The organism is Pseudomonas sp. HD6515, assembly GCF_024971855.1.
GTDB lineage: Bacteria > Pseudomonadota > Gammaproteobacteria > Pseudomonadales > Pseudomonadaceae > Aquipseudomonas > Aquipseudomonas alloputida.
Map to the genome: position 1 here is coordinate 2515717 of NZ_CP079827.1, position 17432 is coordinate 2533148.

Below are 17432 nucleotides of genomic sequence, written 5' to 3' on the forward strand. Positions count from 1 at the left end.
CACCATTGCTTTCCAAGACCCGGCCGCCGCTTGCCGGGGTCCCTTTTCATGCGCTTCGAAGGTTCAGGTAAAGTTCATGTCGCTCGCAGCAAACCCCGACATCATGTACCGGCTGTTGATCCAGAGCGTGGTGGATTATGCCATCTACCTGCTCACCCCTGAAGGTATCGTCGCCAACTGGAACCCCGGCGCCCAGCGCGCCAAGGGGTACCGTGCCGAGGAAATCGTCGGCCAGCATTACTCGTTGTTCTACACCGATGCCGAGCGCGTAGCCGGGTTGCCGGCGTTAAACCTGGAGCAGGCGCGCAGCACCGGACGCTTTGAAGAAACGGGCGCACGCCTGCGCAAGGATGGGACGGTCTTCCACGCCCATGTGGTCATCGAAGCGGTGTACGACGATGCCGGGCAACTGGTGGGTTACGCCAAGGTCACCCGCGACATTTCCGAACGCCACCGCCAGGAGCTCGAACTGCTGCAGGCCAAAGAGCTGGCCGAGCAGTACAGCCAGGAGATGGCCAAGCTTTCGCAGTTTCTCGATTCGGTGATTGCCAACATTCCCGCGAGCGTCATCGTCCAGGACCTGGAAAGCCAGCGCATCCTGTTGGCCAACCAGCAGGCCGAACGCCTGTTCGGCGGGCCGCAGCGCAGCATGATCGGCCAGTTGCCCAAGGAATGCCTGGCGCCGGCTGCCGGTGACTACCTGGAGCAGCAATTCGTGCGGGGTGCCCGCAGCACCAAGGGACACGCCGCCGAAACGCGCGTCGAGACCGCCCGTGGCCCTCGCACCCTGCGCAGCCGTACCCTGCTCAGCCAGAGCCGCGAAGGGCAGGCCGATTACGTGTTGTTCGTGGCTGAAGACGCCACCGAAGAGCTGGCCGCCCATGCGCAGATCCATCACATGGCGCACCATGACGCGCTCACCGGGCTGCCCAACCGTACGCTGTTCCACGAACGGCTACGCCAGGCCCTGTTGCGCGGCAGCGAAAACGCCAAGCTGACGGCTGCCCTGTGCCTGGACCTGGACAACTTCAAGAACATCAACGACTCCCTTGGCCATGCGTTTGGTGACAAGTTGCTACGCGAGTTGGGCAAGCGTCTGCGCCGCGAACTGCGTGAGCACGACACCTTGGCCCGCCTGGGTGGCGACGAGTTTGCCGTGGTGCTGACGGGCCTGGAGGGGCGGGATGCCGCGTGTAATACCGCGCAGCGCCTGATCAAGGCCATCAGCCCGCCATTCCAGATCGAAGGGCATCAGTTCGTGGTGGGGGTGAGCATCGGCATCGCCATCGCGCCTGATGACAATGACCAGGCAGAGCAACTGTTGGGTTACGCCGACATGGCCCTGTACCAAGCCAAGCGTAACGGCCGTAATCGTTATGAATGCTTTGATGTCGAACTGGACGTTGCCGCCCGTCAGCGCCGCCTGGTGGAAACCGACCTGCGCACAGCGCTGCACCTGGGGCAGTTGCAGCTGCACTACCAGCCGGTAGTCGATCATCAGACCAGCAGCGTTACCGGTTATGAGGCGCTGCTGCGCTGGGAGCACCCGACCCGTGGCATGGTCATGCCGATGGACTTCATCCCCATTGCCGAAGAAACCGGGTTGATCCACGAGTTGGGCAACCGTGCGCTGAATCTGGCCTGCCAGGAGGCGGCCAGTTGGGAGAGTGAGCAGACGGTGTCGGTCAACCTGTCGGCGGTGCAGTTCAAGAACGGCGATCTGGTGCATACCGTCGCCCTCGCGCTGGCCGACTCGGGCCTGCCGCCGCAGCGGCTGGAGCTGGAAATTACCGAGTCGGTACTGCTGGGCAACAGCGAGGAAAACGTACGCACCTTGCGCGCGCTGAAAGACCTGGGCGTGTCCATTTCACTGGATGACTTTGGTACCGGCTACTCATCGTTGGGCTACCTGCGTTCGTTCCCGTTCGACCGGATCAAGATCGACAAGTCGTTCGTGCATGACATGTGCGACAGCCGCGAGGCCATGTCGATCATTCGCGCCATTACCGAGCTGTCCAACAGCCTGATGATCAAGACCACGGCCGAAGGCGTGGAGTCGGAGGAGCAGATGCGCCGGCTCGCGGCGGAAGGCTGTTCGCACTTCCAGGGCTACTTTTATGGGCGGCCGGCACCGGCGAGCGAGCGGTTGAAGCAGGTCATCACGCAAGAACAATGACTTGCGCGGCGGCCTCAGCTGTTCCAGTCCGGCGCAAACGGCGGGCTAACCACGCGCTGGTCTTTCGGCAGCCCGGCAATGGCTGCGCGGTCTTCGTCATCCAGCTGCACGCTCAACGCGGCCAGGTTGGCCAGCTGGTTTTCGCGGCTGCTGGCTTTGGGGATCGCCGCCACGCCGTCCTGGTCCAGCAGCCATTTCAGCGCGACCTGGCTGGGCAGTACGCCATGCTTGCGGGCAATCGCCTGGATCACCGGCTGCGCCGCTGCCTGGCCGCGTGCCAGCGGGGTGTAGGCGGTGAGCAACAGGTCATGGCTGCGAGCGAAGTCGAGTAGCGGTTGCTGGCTGAGCAGAACATGGTATTCCACCTGGATCGCCGACAAGGGTGCGCCCAGGGTTTCCATCACCTGGCGCAGTAACCCCAACGGGAAGTTGGCCACCCCAATATGGCGCGCCTTGCCTTCGTCACGCAGGGCTACCAAGGTGTCGATGCTGCGGGCCAGGTCCCAGTCTTTGCCTGGCCAGTGGATGTGGAACAGGTCGACCTGTTCGGTACCCAGCGCGCGCAGGCTGTCTTCCAGCGACTGACGCATGGCGTTGGGCTCCAGGCGGTCCCACCAGACCTTGGTGGTCAGGTGGATCTGCTCGCGTGGCACGTCGCTGTCGCGCAGCGCCTGGCCAACGGCTGCTTCGTTTTCGTAGGCGGTGGCAGTGTCGATGTGCCGGTAACCCACGTCCAGTGCCTGGCGCACGGCCTGGGTGCATTCACTGCCGGTCATTGGCCAGGTGCCCAGGCCGATGGCGGGCAGGTCCAGGCCGGTGCGGGTGCTGAGCCTTTGCATGTAAATTCCTTGTAGGGTGTGCAGGGTCGGTCGATGGTCGGCGATCAACCGTGCACGGGCCATGCAGACAAGGTGGAAAGTGGTCGATCAGCGAACACAAATTGCACTTGACCGGGTCAAGCGGCAAATGAACTTCCTTATGCTGCGGCATCTCTTCTAGAATCCCAGCTGTCACATCCGCCAGGCAATGCCTGCGCGGCCTTCCTTGGGCGGGGCATGTTGCCGCGCCGTCATCGAGAGAGCCATGAGTTCCAGCACACCGCTGTCCGGCGTCAACCAACCCCTGCGCGGCATCGCTTTGGTGGTGGTGGCGACGTTCCTGTTTGCCAGCCACGATGCCTTGTCCAAATTCCTGGGTGGCCTGTACCCGATAGTCATGGTGGTGTGGGCGCGTTATGTGGTGCACACGTTGCTGATGGCCGGTATCTTCCTGCCCAAGTCTGGGCTCAATGTATTGCGCACACGCCGGCCGGTACTGCAGACCTTGCGGGCCCTGAGCCTGCTGAGCACCAGCCTGCTGTTCACGACCGGTTTGCAATACCTGCCACTGGCCGAGGCCACGGCCGTCAACTTCCTTGCCCCGGTGCTGGTCACCGCGCTGTCGGCGCCGCTGCTCAAAGAGCGAGTGACAGTGGGGCAGTGGGTGGCGGTGGTCATGGGCTTTATCGGCGTGCTGGTGGTGGTGCACCCGGGTGGGGCGATGTTTACCCCGGCCATTCTGTATCCGTTCGGTTCGGCGTTGGGCTTCTGCTTCTATCAGTTGCTGACGCGGATTCTGGCGGCGCATGACAGCCCGACCACCAGCAACTTCTACGCGGGGCTGTGCAACACCTTGGCAATGAGTGCGCTGGTGCCGTTCTTCTGGGAAGTGCCGCGCTGGGACCATGCCCTGTTGATGCTGGCACTGGGGGGCTTTGGCATGACTGCGCACCTGCTGCTGACCCAGGCCTTCCGCCATGCGGCGCCGGCGTTGCTGGCGCCGTTCAGCTATTGCCAGATCGTGTTTGCCGGGTTGCTTGGCTTCGTGGTGTACAGCCAGGTGCCGGATACCCTGAGCCTGGTGGGGATTTTGGTGATCTGCCTCAGTGGGCTTGGCGCAGCGTGGATGCAGCGCAGCAAATAGCAGTTGCGTACTTCAGGCTTTACGGCCGGTAGCAACAGCGTTGTGCTGCGAAGAGGGCATCACGGCGTGGCCATGAACTGCAGGATGCGGTCGCGCAGCCAGCGCTCGGCGGGGTCGTTGTCCTGGGCGCCGCTCCAGACCATCGACAGCTCGGCCTCGGTGATGTCGAACGGCGCCGGGTCGGCGCGCAGGCTGCCGTCGTCGGCGAGGGCACAAGCGGCATAGTCCGGCACCGTGGCGATCAGCTCGGTGTTGCGCAGCAGGGCGCGCAGGCTACCGAACTGCGGCACCGCCAGCACCACCTTGCGGCAACGACCGATGCGTGCCAGGTCGAGGTCGATGTTGCCGCTCATGTCACCGGAAAACGACACCATCACATGCGGGCGGGCGCAGTATTCGTCGAGGGTCAGCGGCCCCGGGCGGTCGTCGGCGCGCAGCACCCGTACACCGATGTCGCGCAGCTTGCGGCGTTTGGCGGTGGCCGGCAGGTCGGTGGTATAGCTCACACCTACCGAGATCTCGCCGCTGGCAAGAAGGCCCGGCATCAGCAGGAAATTGGCCCGCCGCACTACCACGCTAATGGCGGGGGCTTCTTCACGCAGGGCCTGCAGCAGGGCCGGAAACAGGCCGAACTCGGCATCGTCAGAAAGGCCCAGGCGGAACACGTTGCAGCTGTTGGCCGGGTCGAACTGGCGGGCGCGGCTGATGGCGGCGGAAATCACGTCCATGGCCGGGCCCAGTTCGGCAAAGATCTGCATGGCCCGTGGGGTGGGTTCCATGGCCCGGCCGCTGCGGATCAGCAGCGGGTCGTCGAACAGCTCGCGCAGGCGGGCGAGGGCGGCGCTGACGGTGGATTGGGTGATAAACAGCTTTTCACCCACGCGGGTCAGGTTGCGTTCGATCATCAGGGCTTCGAACAGCACCAGCAGGTTCATGTCGACGTGGCGCAGGTCGTTGCGGTTCATGAGGGCTCGGCGTCCTGGGCAAAGGGTATGGCTGTGTATTGAAGCATGGTGCAGGGCCCTGTGCCTTGTATGGATGTGCCGGCCTCATCGCGGGCTTGACCGCGATGAGGCCGATACAGGCCTGTGCCTGACAGAGCCAGCCTATCAGGCTCCAACAGCCACTCTATTAGAACTCTGCCCAAGCTCGGCTAGTCTTTCTCGTGGCCCCGCGAATTCCGCGACAGGGCAGCGCGTCAGCACCTGCGTGCAAGACCGTGCCCCCCCCCGCCGTGACAGCTTCGCAAGCCCCGTGTACACCTGATGAGGGGTAGTACGAGCCCACCCGCTCGGCTGAAAGAACACTGGCATAGACCGGAAATCTGGATAACCGACCCAAAGGTACCCGCAGATGTCGAACGAATCGAAATGCCCGTTCCATCAAACCGCAGGTGGCGGCACCACCAACCGTGACTGGTGGCCTGACCAGCTCAACCTGAGAATTCTTCACCAGCATTCCTCCAAGTCCAGCCCCGACCCGGACTTCGACTATGCCAAGGCGTTCAAGAGCCTCGACTTCCAGGCCCTGAAGAAAGACCTGGCTGCCCTGATGACCGACTCGCAGGATTGGTGGCCGGCCGACTTTGGCCACTACGGCCCGCTGTTCATCCGCATGGCCTGGCACAGCGCGGGCACCTACCGCATTGGTGATGGCCGCGGTGGTGCGGGCTCTGGGCAGCAACGCTTCGCCCCGCTCAACAGCTGGCCGGACAACGTCAGCCTGGACAAGGCCCGGCGCCTGCTGTGGCCGATCAAGCAGAAGTACGGCAACAAGATTTCCTGGGCCGACCTGATCGTACTCACCGGTAATGTTGCCCTCGAGTCCATGGGCTTCAAGACCTTCGGCTTCTCCGGCGGGCGTGCCGATGTGTGGGAGCCGGACGAAGACGTGTACTGGGGGTCGGAAAAGGTCTGGTTGGGCGGCGATACCCGTTACGGCAAGGAACAGGTCAAGGCGCAGCCGCCGGGGCAGGGTGACCTGGTGGCCGAGCCGGCCAAGCATGGTGAAGAGCAGAATCGCGACCTGTCGGCCGAGCGTAACCTGGAAAACCCGCTGGCCGCCGTGCAGATGGGCCTGATCTACGTGAACCCGGAAGGCCCGGAAGGTAACCCCGACCCCGTGGCTTCGGGCAAGGACATCCGTGAAACCTTTGGCCGCATGGCCATGAACGATGAAGAAACCGTGGCCTTGATCGCCGGTGGCCACGCGTTCGGCAAGACCCATGGTGCCGGCCCCGCCGACAACGTCGGCCCCGAGCCGGAAGCGGCAGGCCTGGAAATGCAGGGCCTGGGCTGGCACAACACGTTTGGCTCCGGCAAAGGCGGGGATACCATCACCAGTGGCCTGGAAGTGACCTGGACCTCCACCCCGACCCGATGGAGCAACGAATACCTGAATAACCTGTTCGACTTTGAGTGGGAGCTGACCAAAAGCCCGGCCGGCGCGCACCAGTGGCGGCCAAAAGAGGGCAAAGGCGCCGGAACGGTGCCCGATGCACACGATCCCGGTAAAAAGCACGCACCGTCGATGTTGACCTCCGACCTGGCATTGCGCTTCGATCCGATCTACGCGCCGATCGCCCGCCGTTTCAAAGACAACCCTGAGCAACTGGCGGATGCTTTTGCCCGTGCATGGTACAAGCTGATTCACCGCGACATGGGCCCGCTGGCGCGCTATCTGGGCCCGGAAATGCCCAATGAAGAGTTGCTGTGGCAAGACCCGTTGCCCAAAGCTGACCCATCCACGATCAGCGAGCAAGACATCGCGGCCCTCAAGGCCAGGATCCTGGCCTCGGGTTTGAGCGTGGGCGAACTGGTCTCCACCGCCTGGGCATCCGCGTCGACCTTCCGCGGCTCCGACAAGCGCGGTGGTGCCAACGGCGCACGTTTGCGCTTGGCGCCACAGAAGGACTGGGCTGCAAACCAGGGCGTGGACAAGGTGTTGGCGGCATTGGAGAAGATCCGGGGCGAGTTCAACAACGGCGGCAAAAAGGTTTCCCTGGCCGACCTGATCGTGCTGGCCGGTACCGCGGCAGTCGAAAAAGCTGCCAAGGATGCGGGTTACAGCGGCAGCGTAGGGTTCCGCCCGGGCCGAGTCGATGCGTCCCAGGAGCAGACCGACGTCGAGTCGTTCGCCGTGCTGGAACCGCTGGCCGACGGCTTCCGCAACTTCACCAAGGCACGCTACAGCGTCAAGGCCGAGAAACTGTTGCTGGACAAGGCGCAGTTGCTGACCTTGACCGCGCCGGAACTGACCGTGCTGATCGGTGGCCTGCGGGTGCTCGGCGCCAACCATGGTGGCAGCAACCTCGGCGTGTTCACCGACAAGCCGGGGACGCTGAGCAACGACTTCTTCCGCAACTTGCTGGATATGAGCGTGGAATGGAAACCGACCTCGGCGGACAACGAAACCTTCGAAGGCCGCGACCGCAAGACCGGGCAGGTGAAGTGGAGCGGTAGCCGGGTCGATCTGGTGTTCGGTTCGCATGCCCAGTTGCGGGCGTTGAGCGAGGTGTATGGCAGCAGTGATGGGGGTGACAAGTTTGTCCGCGACTTTGTGGCCGCCTGGCAGAAGGTCATGGAGCTGGACCGCTTTGATTTGAAATAGCGTTGCCTGGCGGGGGGCGCTCAGCGCCCCCTTGGCCAGTGGTTATCCCGCCAATTCCAGGTCGGATAGATACAAAAGTGTCCTCGTCGGTTCTGTTGCAATGCTTCTCAGGCGGCCGGCCTGAACAGCGTGCTCACAACGACAAGGAACCCCGACCATGCAAATGCCCAAGACCCTGAAAATCCGCAATGGCGACAAGGTGCAGCCAACCTTCTCCGCTCAGGAATACGCTGCTCGCCACGCCCGGCTGCGGGCCTATATGGCCGAGCAGGACATCGAGGCGGCAATCTTCACCTCGTACCATAACGTCAACTACTACAGCGATTTCCTCTACTGCTCGTTCGGCCGCCCCTATGCGCTGGTGATCACCCAGGACAAGGTGGTCTCGATCAGTGCCAACATCGACGGCGGGCAACCTTGGCGGCGCACGGTCGGTACTGACAACATCGTCTACACCGACTGGCAGCGCGACAACTATTTCGTCGCCATCCAGCAGGCGTTGCCGCTGGCCTCGCGCATCGGCGTGGAGTACGACCACCTGAACCTGCAGAACCACGGCAAACTCGCCGCCTGCTACCCCAAGGCCGAGCTGGTGGACATCGCTGCGCCGTGCATGCGTATGCGCATGATCAAGTCGGCCGAGGAGCAGGCACTTATCCGTCACGGTGCACAGGTGGCCGACATCGGCGGTGCGGCAGTGGTCGAGGCCCTGCGTGAGCAGGTGCCCGAGTACGAGGTGGCACTGCATGCCACCCAGGCGATGGTGCGCGAAATTGCCAAACGCTTCCCCGACGCCGAGCTGATGGACACCTGGACCTGGTTCCAGTCCGGGCTCAACACCGATGGCGCACACAATCCGGTCACCAGCCGCCGTGTGGGCAAGGGCGAGATCCTCAGCCTCAACTGTTTCCCCATGATCGCCGGCTACTACACCGCGCTGGAGCGCACCCTGTTCCTTGACCACTGCCCGGACGAGTACCTGCGCCTGTGGCAGGCCAACGTCGAAGTGCACGAAGCCGGGCTGAAACTGGTGCGCCCGGGCATGCGCTGCAGCGATATCGCCCGCGAACTGAACGAGATCTTCCTGCGCCACGACCTGCTGCAGTACCGCACCTTCGGCTATGGCCATTCGTTCGGCACGCTCAGCCATTACTACGGCCGCGAGGCGGGGCTGGAGCTGCGCGAGGACATCGATACCGTGCTGGAACCGGGCATGGTGGTGTCGATCGAGCCGATGATCATGCTGCCTGAAGGGCGGCCGGGGGCGGGCGGTTATCGCGAGCATGACATCCTGATCGTCAACGACAGCGGCGCCGAGAACATCACCAGGTTCCCGTATGGGCCGGAGCACAACATCATTCGCAAATAAGCATCGGCGTCGGCTGCTTCGCGGGCAAGCCCGCTCCTACGGGGATTTCACCGTTGTCGTAGGCGCGGGTTTTCCCGCGAAAAGGCTGGCCCAGACAACAACAAGATCCCCGTATGACCACCAGACCCTGCCTCCAATTAAAAGAACCAGAGGGTACCCGTCATGTCCAGCACCACCCTAGACCCATCCGCCATCGCCGGCCCCGCGCACAACGCCGAACGCCAGGCGCTGCGCAAGGCCGCCCGGGCCAGCTTCATGGGCAACTTCGTCGAGTGGTTCGACTACGCCGCCTACGGCTATCTGGCCACCATCATCGCCGCCACCTTCTTCCCGCAAACTGACAAGACCACCGGCCTGCTGGCTACCTTCGCGGTATTCGCGTTGTCTTTCCTGGTACGCCCGCTGGGCGGCATTGTCTGGGGCCATTTCGGCGACCGACACGGTCGGCGCAACGCGTTGTCCTGGTCGATCCTGATCATGTCGGTATCCACCTTCTGCATCGGCTTGTTGCCGGGCTATGCGCAGATCGGGCTGTGGGCGCCGGCCTTGCTGTTGCTGATCCGCCTGGTACAGGGGTTTTCCGCCTCGGGTGAGTACGCCGGGGCCGCTGCGTTCCTGGCCGAGTACGCGCCGCCTGGGCGGCGTGGCTTGTACACCAGCATCGTGCCGGCCAGCACGGCGGCGGGGTTGTTGTTCGGTGCGGCGTTCGTCGCGGTGCTGCATGAGCTGCTCAGCAGTGAAGCCCTGCATGAATGGGGCTGGCGCCTGCCGTTCCTGCTGGCGGCGCCGTTCGGCCTGGTAGGGCGCTATATCCGCATGAGCTTGCAGGACACGCCCAAGTTCCTGGAGATGGAGCAGCGCCTGGAAACCAAGGCCGGCATGGCCACGACGCCGCTGCGCGAACTGCTGGGCCAGCACCGGCGCAGTCTGGCGATCGGCATAGGTGTCACCTGCCTGAATGCGGTTGCGTTCTACCTGTTGCTCAGTTACATGCCGACCTACCTGTCCAGTGAAATGGGCATGAGCGAGCGGGATTCGTTCATCGCCTCGACGGTGTCGCTGGCCACCTATATCGGCTTGATCTTCCTGATGGGGCGGCTGTCCGACCAGTTTGGTCGCAAGACCATGCTGGTGGTGGCCTCGCTGTTGTTCCTGGGGTTGACCGTGCCGTTGTTTCGCCTGCTGGACGGCCAGCCGCTGCTGGTGATTCTGGCCATCCAGATCCTTTTCGGTGCGATGCTGGCGATGAACGATGGGACCTTGCCGTGCCTGCTGGCCGAAATCTTTCCGACCCGGGTGCGCTTCAGCGGGTTTGCCCTGAGCTTCAATGTGGCCAATTCGCTGTTTGGCGGGACTGCGCCGTTCATTGCCACCTGGCTGATTCAGGTGACGGGCAGCAAGCTGGCCCCGGCAGGATACCTGCTGGCGGCAGCACTGGTGGCGCTGGTGGCCATGCTGATGTGTCGGGAGACGGCGCACGGGGCCCTTGAAGATTAGTTGACCTGCACTGGCCTCTTCGCGGGCAAGCCCGCTCCTACAACGGCCTGTGGCGGACCACCGATGTGCGTGTAGGCGCGGGCTTGCCCGCGAAGAGGCCAGCAATGCCAATACCTGACCCCCGTCAGTGGAGAGAGGCCTGCCGCCGCTCCCCTAAAGGCGACAGCCCGAAGAACCGGCTATAACTCTTGGAAAAATGCGCAGGCGAACTGAAGCCGCAGGCCAGCGCTACCTCACGCACTTGCACGTCGCTGCGCAGCAGTAACTCCCGCGCCCGCGACAGCCGCAGCTCCAGGTAATACTGGCTGGGCGTGCGCTGCAGGTACTTGTGGAACAGCCGCTCCAATTGGCGCACGGTCACGTCGTTGAGGCTGGCCAGTTCCTCCAGCCCCAGCGGCTCCTCCAGATTGGCCTCCATGATCGCCACCACCTGGCTTAGTTTGGGCTGGGCGCTGCCGAGCAGGGTGCGCAGCGGCACACGCTGCCGCTCACGCTCACCGCGTACGCGGTCGCACAGCAACAGCTCGGCGGCCTTGGCCGCGATGTCCTGGCCGCCCGTGTCGCGGGCCACCAGTTGCAACATCATGTCCATGGCTGCCACGCCGCCTGAGCAGGTGTAACGGTCGCGGTCCAGTTCGAACAGCTGGCTGGAGATCACGATACCGGGGAAGTGTGCCTGCAACGTCGGCAGGTCTTCCCAGTGGATGGTGCAGCGGTAACCCTTGAGCAATTCGGCCTTGGCCAGCAGGTAGCTACCGGTGCAGATACCGCCTAGCGGCAAGCGCTGGCGGGCCAGTTGGCGCAACCAGTCGATCAATGGGCGGTTGCTACGGCTTCGGTCGATCGGGTTGGCGCCAACCACCAGCAAGGCATCCAGCGCGGGGGCGTTGGTGATGTTGTAGTCGGGCAGTACGCGCATGCCGTTGCTGGCGACCACCGGCGCGTCGTCTGCGGCGATCAGCACACTGCGATACAGTGGCTTGCGCGCGGCCAGGTTGGCCATGCGCAGGGTCTCAACCGCCGACGCAAGGCCGATGGTGGTGAAATTGGGCAAAATCAGGAAGCCAAAGGTCTTTGCCGAACAATTCTTTACACTAGACGGCGATAGGTTTGCAGAAGCGGGGTGGACCATTGCGCTGTTCCTGTGCAAGCTGAGGCCTGGTTGGGCAGGGGCAGTGAGAAAGCAGAGCCTCGCGTGGTTCTTGTTGTTATGGGTCGTTGCCGGGTCGATCATACACCCCGGATGCAGCGGCCAGGAATGGCCCCGCCGGCTGGCTGGGCCGACAGTGATTGCACAGAGAAGGTGAGCGTCAGTGAACCCCGAAACCATGCTGGCGGGCTTGCCAGGCTATGCCATGGCCCCCGAAGCGATCCAGGTGCTGCCCGATGCCAGGGCTTACCGCGCCTGCCTGTTCGAGCGCATCCGTACGGCGACTCGGCGCATCGTTATTGTCGCGTTGTACCTGCAGGAGGATGAGGCTGGCCAGGAAGTGCTGGATGCCTTGTACCAGGCCAAGGCCGAGCGGCCAGGCCTGGAGATCACCATCGTGGTCGACTGGTTCCGCGCCAGGCGCGGGCTGCTGGGGGCCGGGCGTCAGCCGGGCAATGCCGCCTGGTATCAGGCCCAGCGTCAGTTGCGCGGGCTGGACATCGCGATCCATGGCGTGCCAGTGCAGACCCGCGAACTGTTCGGGGTGTTGCACCTTAAAGGCAGCATCATCGACGATTGTGTGATCTACACCGGCGCCAGTCTGAACAACGTCTACCTGCATCGTTTCGACCGCTATCGCCTGGATCGCTACCACGTGTTCCAGTCACCGGCACTGGCTGATGCCATGGTCGGCCTGGTGCAGCGTTTGCTGCACCACACCGCCACACCGCGCCTCGACCTGCCGGCGCCACCTTCCACCCGCAGCCTGCGCGGCGACATTCGGCGTTTGCGCGCAAGGCTGCGACGCATGGCCTACGAGGTACCTGCCAGCATGACGGGGCAGGGCTTGCAGGTGATCCCGCTGCTGGGTGTGGGCCGTGGCAATCCACTGAATCGGGCGCTGTGCGCCTTGCTGGCAGTGGCGCGCACGCAGATCATCATCAGTACGCCGTATTTCAACCCGCCACAGGTCGTGATGCGCGAACTTGACCATGCCCTGGCACGGGGGGTTGGGGTGGAACTGATTGTCGGTGACCGCACCGCCAACGACTTCTACATCGCCCCTGGCGAACCGTTCAGTGCCAGTGGTGCATTGCCCTATCTGTATGAGGACAACCTGCGCACCTTCGCCCGCCGCCGCCACGCCGCGATTGCCAGCGGCCAGCTGCAAATACGCATCTGGAACGATCCGGGGCATACCTTCCATGCCAAGGGCGTGTGGATCGACCAGCGTTATTCGCTGCTGACCGGCAACAACCTGAACCCGCGCGGGTTCAACCTGGACCTTGAGAACGGCCTGCTGATCGACGACCCGCAGGGGCAATGGCTGGCGCCACGGGAAGCGGAGTTGAGCGAACTGCGGCGCTTTGCGCCGAGAATCGGTTCGGCAGAGGCGCTGGGGGAGAAGGCCGAACATCCCAAGCAAGTGCGCAAGTTTCTGCGTCGGTTGCGCTATAGCCGGCTGGAACCGTTGATCAAACGGGTGCTCTGACGTCGCCTGTAATGGCCCTGTCGCCGGCAAGCCAGCGACAGGGCCAGAGTGGTGCGCACCGCGCATTGATGTCATTATGATATTGCTGCCCACGGCCCTTTGTCAGGGGCTGGATTACAATGTGCAGGCAACCGTGCAAGGCCCCTCTGAACGTGATCACGATCGCATACAGTCGGGCCTTTTCCCGTTAACCAGACAGGCCAATGCGTATATGGCGTTAGATCCACCCACGATGCTGACTATTTCAGTCGCTTTGGCCGCTGCGGCCGCCTTGTACCTGGCGATTGAATGGCGCAGTGTGCGCGAAACCTCATTGCTTTACTGGAGTGCGGGTTTCGCCACGATTACGGTTGGTAGCACCCTGGCATTGTTGCGCGGGGTCGGCTTGCTGTTCATCGGTATCTGGTTCGCCAATGGCTTGCTGGTGGTGGCCCACGTTTTTTTCCTGATCGGCGTGCTGCGCTTCACCCAGGAGCGCTTGTCACGTGCCTGGTTGATGATCGTGCTGGTCTGGTTCGCCTTGCTGCTGCTGCCCGTGGGCCCGCAGTGGTCGAAGGTGATGCTGATGGTCAACTCGTTGTTGGTGGCCTCGCTGACGCTCAAGGCCAGTTTCCTGCTGCGGCCACATGGCAAATCGCTGAGTGTCGGGGCCGTGCAGCTGCGCTATGTGTTGCTGATCCATGGGCTGTTCTATGTGGCCAAGGCGGCCATCGCGATCACGCCAGGCACGCTGATTGACCTGGCGACCTTTGGCGGGCTGATCATTCAGGTTTCGCTGGTGGAAGGCGCGATGGCGATCATGCTGATTGCCTTGTCGATGACCGGCACCGTACGTTACCGGCGTGAAGAGCGGATTGCCCGGCTGGCCGCCCGTGACCCGCTGACTGCGCTGTACAACCGGCGTGCACTGGAGGTACGGGCGGGGCATTTCTTCAAGGACGTGAGCCCGGCGCAACCTGGGGCATTGCTACTGATCGACATCGACAACTTCAAACTGGTCAACGACCTGCACGGGCATATCGCCGGCGACCGTTTGCTGATTGCCTTGAGCGAGATGATCCGGACGGCGCTGCCCGAGCGTTCGCTGGCGGCGCGGTTGGGCGGGGATGAATTCGTCATCTTGCTCAGTGGCGCGAGCAGTGAACGGGTCATGGAACTGGGTAGTGGGCTGCGTGAGCAGTTCCAGCAGTACGCCGACAAGACCGTGCCTACGCCCCAGGCGGTGACCTTGAGCATTGGTGCCAACGTGTTCGACCAGCCGCCGGCGAGCCTGGCGGCGTTGATCGAGCAGGGGGATGTGGCGTTGTACCAATCCAAACGTGGGGGGCGCGACAGCATTCGGTTTTTCGAGCGGACGGTGGTTGAACTCCGGCAGTGAGCGAGTCACCTAGGTGGGGGCGCTTTCATGTAACCCATGTGGGTGATCCGTACAGACGCTCCCGTCACCCGGCCCCCGCGTTTGACGGGCATCCATGCCCGTCCTCAGTAAAGCAGCGTGGTCAGGTTGCCACCTGATAGCACGGTACATACGCCGCGCCGCCGGGCAGCTTCATCCGGTGCTGGTCGACGAATGCCTGCAGCAGCCGGCCCAGCGGGTCCAGTACGGCGCTGTCACCGTGGATCTGATACGGCCCGTGTTCCTCGATCAGGCGGATGCCTTTGTCCTTGACGTTGCCTGCGACAATCCCGGAAAACGCCCGGCGCAGGTTGGCCGCCAGTTCATGGGGCGGCAGCTCGCGACGCAAGTCCAGGTCGGCCATGGCCTGGTGGGTCGGGTCGAACGGTCGCTGGAAGCTCTCCTCGATCTTCAGCAGCCAGTTGAAGTGGAAGGCATCGTTACGCTCGCGGCGGAACTGCTTGACCGCTTTGAGGCCTTCGACCATGTGCCGGGCGACTTCCGCCGGGTCATCAATGATGATTTCGTACAGGCGATGGGCCGCTTCACCCAGCGTGGCGCCGACGAAAGCGTGCAACTGTTGCAGATAAGGCTCGGCGCTGCGCGGGCCGGTGAGCACCACCGGGAACGGCAGGTCGTGGTTGTCCGGGTGCATGAGGATGCCCAGCAGGTACAGGAATTCCTCCGCCGTGCCGGCACCGCCTGGGAAGATGATGATGCCGTGGCCGACACGCACGAAGGCCTCCAGGCGCTTCTCGATGTCTGGCAGGATCACCAGTTCGTTGACGATCGGGTTGGGCGCCTCGGCGGCGATGATGCCGGGCTCGGTGAGGCCCAGGTAGCGGCTGCCATGCATGCGTTGCTTGGCGTGGGCGATGGTGGCGCCCTTCATCGGGCCTTTCATCACGCCCGGGCCGCAGCCGGTGCAGACATCCAGCTTGCGCAGGCCCAGTTCGTGGCCGACCTTCTTGGTGTACTGGTATTCCTCGGTGCTGATCGAGTGGCCGCCCCAACACACCACCATCTTCGGCTCCACGCCCGGGCGCAAGGTACGCGCGTTGCGCAGCAGGTGGAACACGTAGTCGGTGATGCCCTGGGAGCTTTCCAGGTCGATGCGCTGGCTGGCCAGCTCGCTTTCGGTGTAGACGATGTCGCGCAAGGCGCTGAACAGCATTTCACGGGTGCTGGCGATCATTTCGCCATCGACGAAGGCGTCGGCCGGCGCGTTCAGCAGCTCCAGGCGCACGCCACGGTCCTGTTGGTGGATACGCACCTCGAAGTCTTTGTAGGCCTCAAGGATAGTCTTGGCATTGTCGACATGGGCGCCAGTGTTGAGGATTGCCAGGGCGCACTGGCGGAACAGTGTGTAAAGGCTACCGGTACCGACTTCACTCAGTTGCTGCACTTCACGTTGTGACAGCGTCTCCAGGCTGCCTTTGGGGCTGACGGATGCATTGATGACATGGCGTTGAGGCATCTAAGTCTTTCCTGTGCGGGTAAAACATCCTTCTTTGACACCACCATACCGAGAAATGTGGACGGCAACGAGGGGGGCTGTGAAAAACCTTGAGACCGGGCGGCCTACTTCGCGAGTAAACCCGCTCCTATACAGGTACAGCGCAAGCCTTGATGGCGGTGCGGACCTGTGTAGGAGCGGGTTTACCCGCGAAGCAGCCGACTCGGTCTCCCGTCAGCCCAACAGCTTCTGCACCCCCAGGGTAATCGCCAACCCCCCGCCAACCAGCCACAGGTTGAGGATCGCCCCGGTCGCCAGCGCCCGTGGCCCGGCCTGGCGAATCTGGCTGAAGCGGGTCTCCATGCCCAACGCCGTCATGGCCATGGTCAAGGCAAAGGTGTCCAGGCTGTTCACGGCCTGGGTCACGCTGCCAGGCAGCACTTGCAGTGAATTCACCAGTACCAGTGCCAGGAAGCCGAAAGCGAACCAGGGCATGGCAATGCGCCCGTTGCCCTGCGCCTGGCCAGCCTTGCGCGAACGGCTGATCCACAGGCCCACCACCAGCAGTACCGGCACCAGCAGCATGACCCGGGTCATCTTGACGATGGTGGCGATATGCGTGGCTTCGGGGCTGACATTACTGGCCGCGCCTACCACCTGCGCCACTTCGTGGACTGTGCCGCCCAGCAACAGCCCGGCGCCCATGGTATCCAGATGCAGCCAGCCGGCATTGATCGCCAGCGGGTAAAGGAACATCGACAAGGTACCGAACAGCACCACGCTTCCGACTGCCATGGCGCTTTTATGGGGGGCGCTGCGCAGCGCCGATTCAAATGCCAGCACGGCGGCAGCGCCGCAGATAGCGCTGCCGGCGGCGGTGAGCAAGGCGGTATCGCGGTCGAGCTTGAACACTTTCATGCCACACCACAGGCCGATCAGCAGGGTACTGGTGACTACCAGCACCGACACGATAAGCCCCGACCAGCCGACTTCGGCAATTTCCTGCAGGCTTACCCGCAGGCCAAAAAATGCCACCGCAATGCGTAACAGGCCGCGAGCGGAAAAATTGATGCCTGCCGCCCAGCTTGCCGGTACGCCGTCACGCAGCGCGTTGCCATACAAGGCACCTGCGACGATACCCACGATCAGCGGGCTGATGCCCAGGTTGGCGATAGCGGGCAGGGCCGCCAGTTGAGTGACTGCGACCGCGAACAGCGCGACGAACAGAATGCCATTGAGCCGCCCTCGGGTGGAGAGGGTAGGGGCAAAGGCAGGGTTGGACGGAACCGTGGCCATGTGAGTCCTCCGGAAAAGGTGTTTCGACA

12 protein-coding genes are annotated in these 17432 nt (G+C 63.3%); 7 read left to right on the forward strand and 5 right to left on the reverse strand.

All coding sequences use genetic code 11. From position 1 onward, the window contains the following. Positions 1–76: 76 nt before the first annotated feature. The gene (locus KW568_RS11575; protein WP_004577501.1) at positions 77–2176 is read left to right on the forward strand and encodes a bifunctional diguanylate cyclase/phosphodiesterase; all 2100 of its coding nucleotides are present in this window, start codon (positions 77–79) and stop codon (positions 2174–2176) included. A 14-nt stretch (positions 2177–2190) separates the two neighbouring features. Here the strand turns inward: KW568_RS11575 and KW568_RS11580 are convergent, their stop codons facing one another. Beyond that, positions 2191–3015, reverse strand: a complete 825-nt coding sequence (locus tag KW568_RS11580) for an aldo/keto reductase (RefSeq protein ID WP_004577500.1) — start codon at positions 3013–3015, stop codon at positions 2191–2193. Positions 3016–3259: 244 nt separating this feature from the next. Here KW568_RS11580 and KW568_RS11585 point away from each other — a divergent pair, with 244 nt between their 5' ends. After that, on the forward strand, positions 3260–4138 hold the full coding sequence (locus KW568_RS11585; RefSeq protein ID WP_003256106.1) for a DMT family transporter: 879 nt from the start codon (positions 3260–3262) through the stop codon (positions 4136–4138). A 59-nt stretch (positions 4139–4197) separates the two neighbouring features. On the opposite strand, the gene KW568_RS11590 is transcribed toward KW568_RS11585, so the two are convergent. Then, on the reverse strand, positions 4198–5103 hold the full coding sequence (locus KW568_RS11590) for a LysR family transcriptional regulator (RefSeq protein ID WP_003256105.1): 906 nt from the start codon (positions 5101–5103) through the stop codon (positions 4198–4200). A gap of 388 nt (positions 5104–5491) precedes the next feature. On the opposite strand from KW568_RS11590, the gene katG reads away from it, so the two are divergent. The 3 genes from katG (at position 5492) to KW568_RS11605 (ending at position 10613) form a co-directional block, all read left to right on the forward strand. Beyond that, the gene (gene katG / locus KW568_RS11595) at positions 5492–7747 is read left to right on the forward strand and encodes a catalase/peroxidase HPI (protein WP_259538380.1); all 2256 of its coding nucleotides are present in this window, start codon (positions 5492–5494) and stop codon (positions 7745–7747) included. A gap of 157 nt (positions 7748–7904) precedes the next feature. After that, complete coding sequence (locus tag KW568_RS11600; protein ID WP_003256102.1) at positions 7905–9116, forward strand: M24 family metallopeptidase; 1212 nt, start codon at positions 7905–7907, stop codon at positions 9114–9116. A gap of 162 nt (positions 9117–9278) precedes the next feature. Further along, on the forward strand, positions 9279–10613 hold the full coding sequence (locus KW568_RS11605) for an MFS transporter (protein ID WP_003256101.1): 1335 nt from the start codon (positions 9279–9281) through the stop codon (positions 10611–10613). Positions 10614–10737: 124 nt separating this feature from the next. On the opposite strand, the gene KW568_RS11610 is transcribed toward KW568_RS11605, so the two are convergent. Then, on the reverse strand, positions 10738–11745 hold the full coding sequence (locus tag KW568_RS11610) for a GlxA family transcriptional regulator (protein ID WP_019751089.1): 1008 nt from the start codon (positions 11743–11745) through the stop codon (positions 10738–10740). 181 nt (positions 11746–11926) lie between these two features. Here KW568_RS11610 and pssA point away from each other — a divergent pair, with 181 nt between their 5' ends. Further along, positions 11927–13255, forward strand: coding sequence for a CDP-diacylglycerol--serine O-phosphatidyltransferase (gene pssA, locus KW568_RS11615; protein ID WP_004577497.1), 1329 nt, complete (start codon positions 11927–11929; stop codon positions 13253–13255). Between the two features lie 232 nt (positions 13256–13487). Then, positions 13488–14633 carry a GGDEF domain-containing protein gene (locus KW568_RS11620; RefSeq protein WP_004577496.1) on the forward strand — a complete coding sequence of 382 codons (1146 nt, stop codon included), beginning with the start codon at positions 13488–13490 and terminating at the stop codon, positions 14631–14633. A 121-nt stretch (positions 14634–14754) separates the two neighbouring features. Here the strand turns inward: KW568_RS11620 and ppnN are convergent, their stop codons facing one another. Together ppnN and KW568_RS11630 are read right to left on the reverse strand one after the other, a co-directional pair. After that, positions 14755–16128, reverse strand: coding sequence for a nucleotide 5'-monophosphate nucleosidase PpnN (gene ppnN, locus KW568_RS11625; RefSeq protein WP_003256095.1), 1374 nt, complete (start codon positions 16126–16128; stop codon positions 14755–14757). A gap of 213 nt (positions 16129–16341) precedes the next feature. Then, positions 16342–17403: a YeiH family protein gene (locus KW568_RS11630; protein ID WP_003256093.1), complete on the reverse strand. Its 1062-nt coding sequence runs from the start codon at positions 17401–17403 to the stop codon at positions 16342–16344. Positions 17404–17432 lie beyond the last annotated feature (29 nt).

What these genes read in the sequence shown, in the direction of transcription:
- KW568_RS11575 (WP_004577501.1), top strand. Translation starts at nt 77, where the DNA reads ATGTCGCTCGCAGCAAACCCCGACATCATGTACCGGCTGTTGATCCAG.
- KW568_RS11580 (WP_004577500.1), bottom strand. Translation starts at nt 3,015, where the DNA reads ATGCAAAGGCTCAGCACCCGCACCGGCCTGGACCTGCCCGCCATCGGC.
- KW568_RS11585 (WP_003256106.1), top strand. Translation starts at nt 3,260, where the DNA reads ATGAGTTCCAGCACACCGCTGTCCGGCGTCAACCAACCCCTGCGCGGC.
- KW568_RS11590 (WP_003256105.1), bottom strand. Translation starts at nt 5,103, where the DNA reads ATGAACCGCAACGACCTGCGCCACGTCGACATGAACCTGCTGGTGCTG.
- katG (WP_259538380.1), top strand. Translation starts at nt 5,492, where the DNA reads ATGTCGAACGAATCGAAATGCCCGTTCCATCAAACCGCAGGTGGCGGC.
- KW568_RS11600 (WP_003256102.1), top strand. Translation starts at nt 7,905, where the DNA reads ATGCAAATGCCCAAGACCCTGAAAATCCGCAATGGCGACAAGGTGCAG.
- KW568_RS11605 (WP_003256101.1), top strand. Translation starts at nt 9,279, where the DNA reads ATGTCCAGCACCACCCTAGACCCATCCGCCATCGCCGGCCCCGCGCAC.
- KW568_RS11610 (WP_019751089.1), bottom strand. Translation starts at nt 11,745, where the DNA reads ATGGTCCACCCCGCTTCTGCAAACCTATCGCCGTCTAGTGTAAAGAAT.
- KW568_RS11620 (WP_004577496.1), top strand. Translation starts at nt 13,488, where the DNA reads ATGCTGACTATTTCAGTCGCTTTGGCCGCTGCGGCCGCCTTGTACCTG.
- ppnN (WP_003256095.1), bottom strand. Translation starts at nt 16,128, where the DNA reads ATGCCTCAACGCCATGTCATCAATGCATCCGTCAGCCCCAAAGGCAGC.
- KW568_RS11630 (WP_003256093.1), bottom strand. Translation starts at nt 17,403, where the DNA reads ATGGCCACGGTTCCGTCCAACCCTGCCTTTGCCCCTACCCTCTCCACC.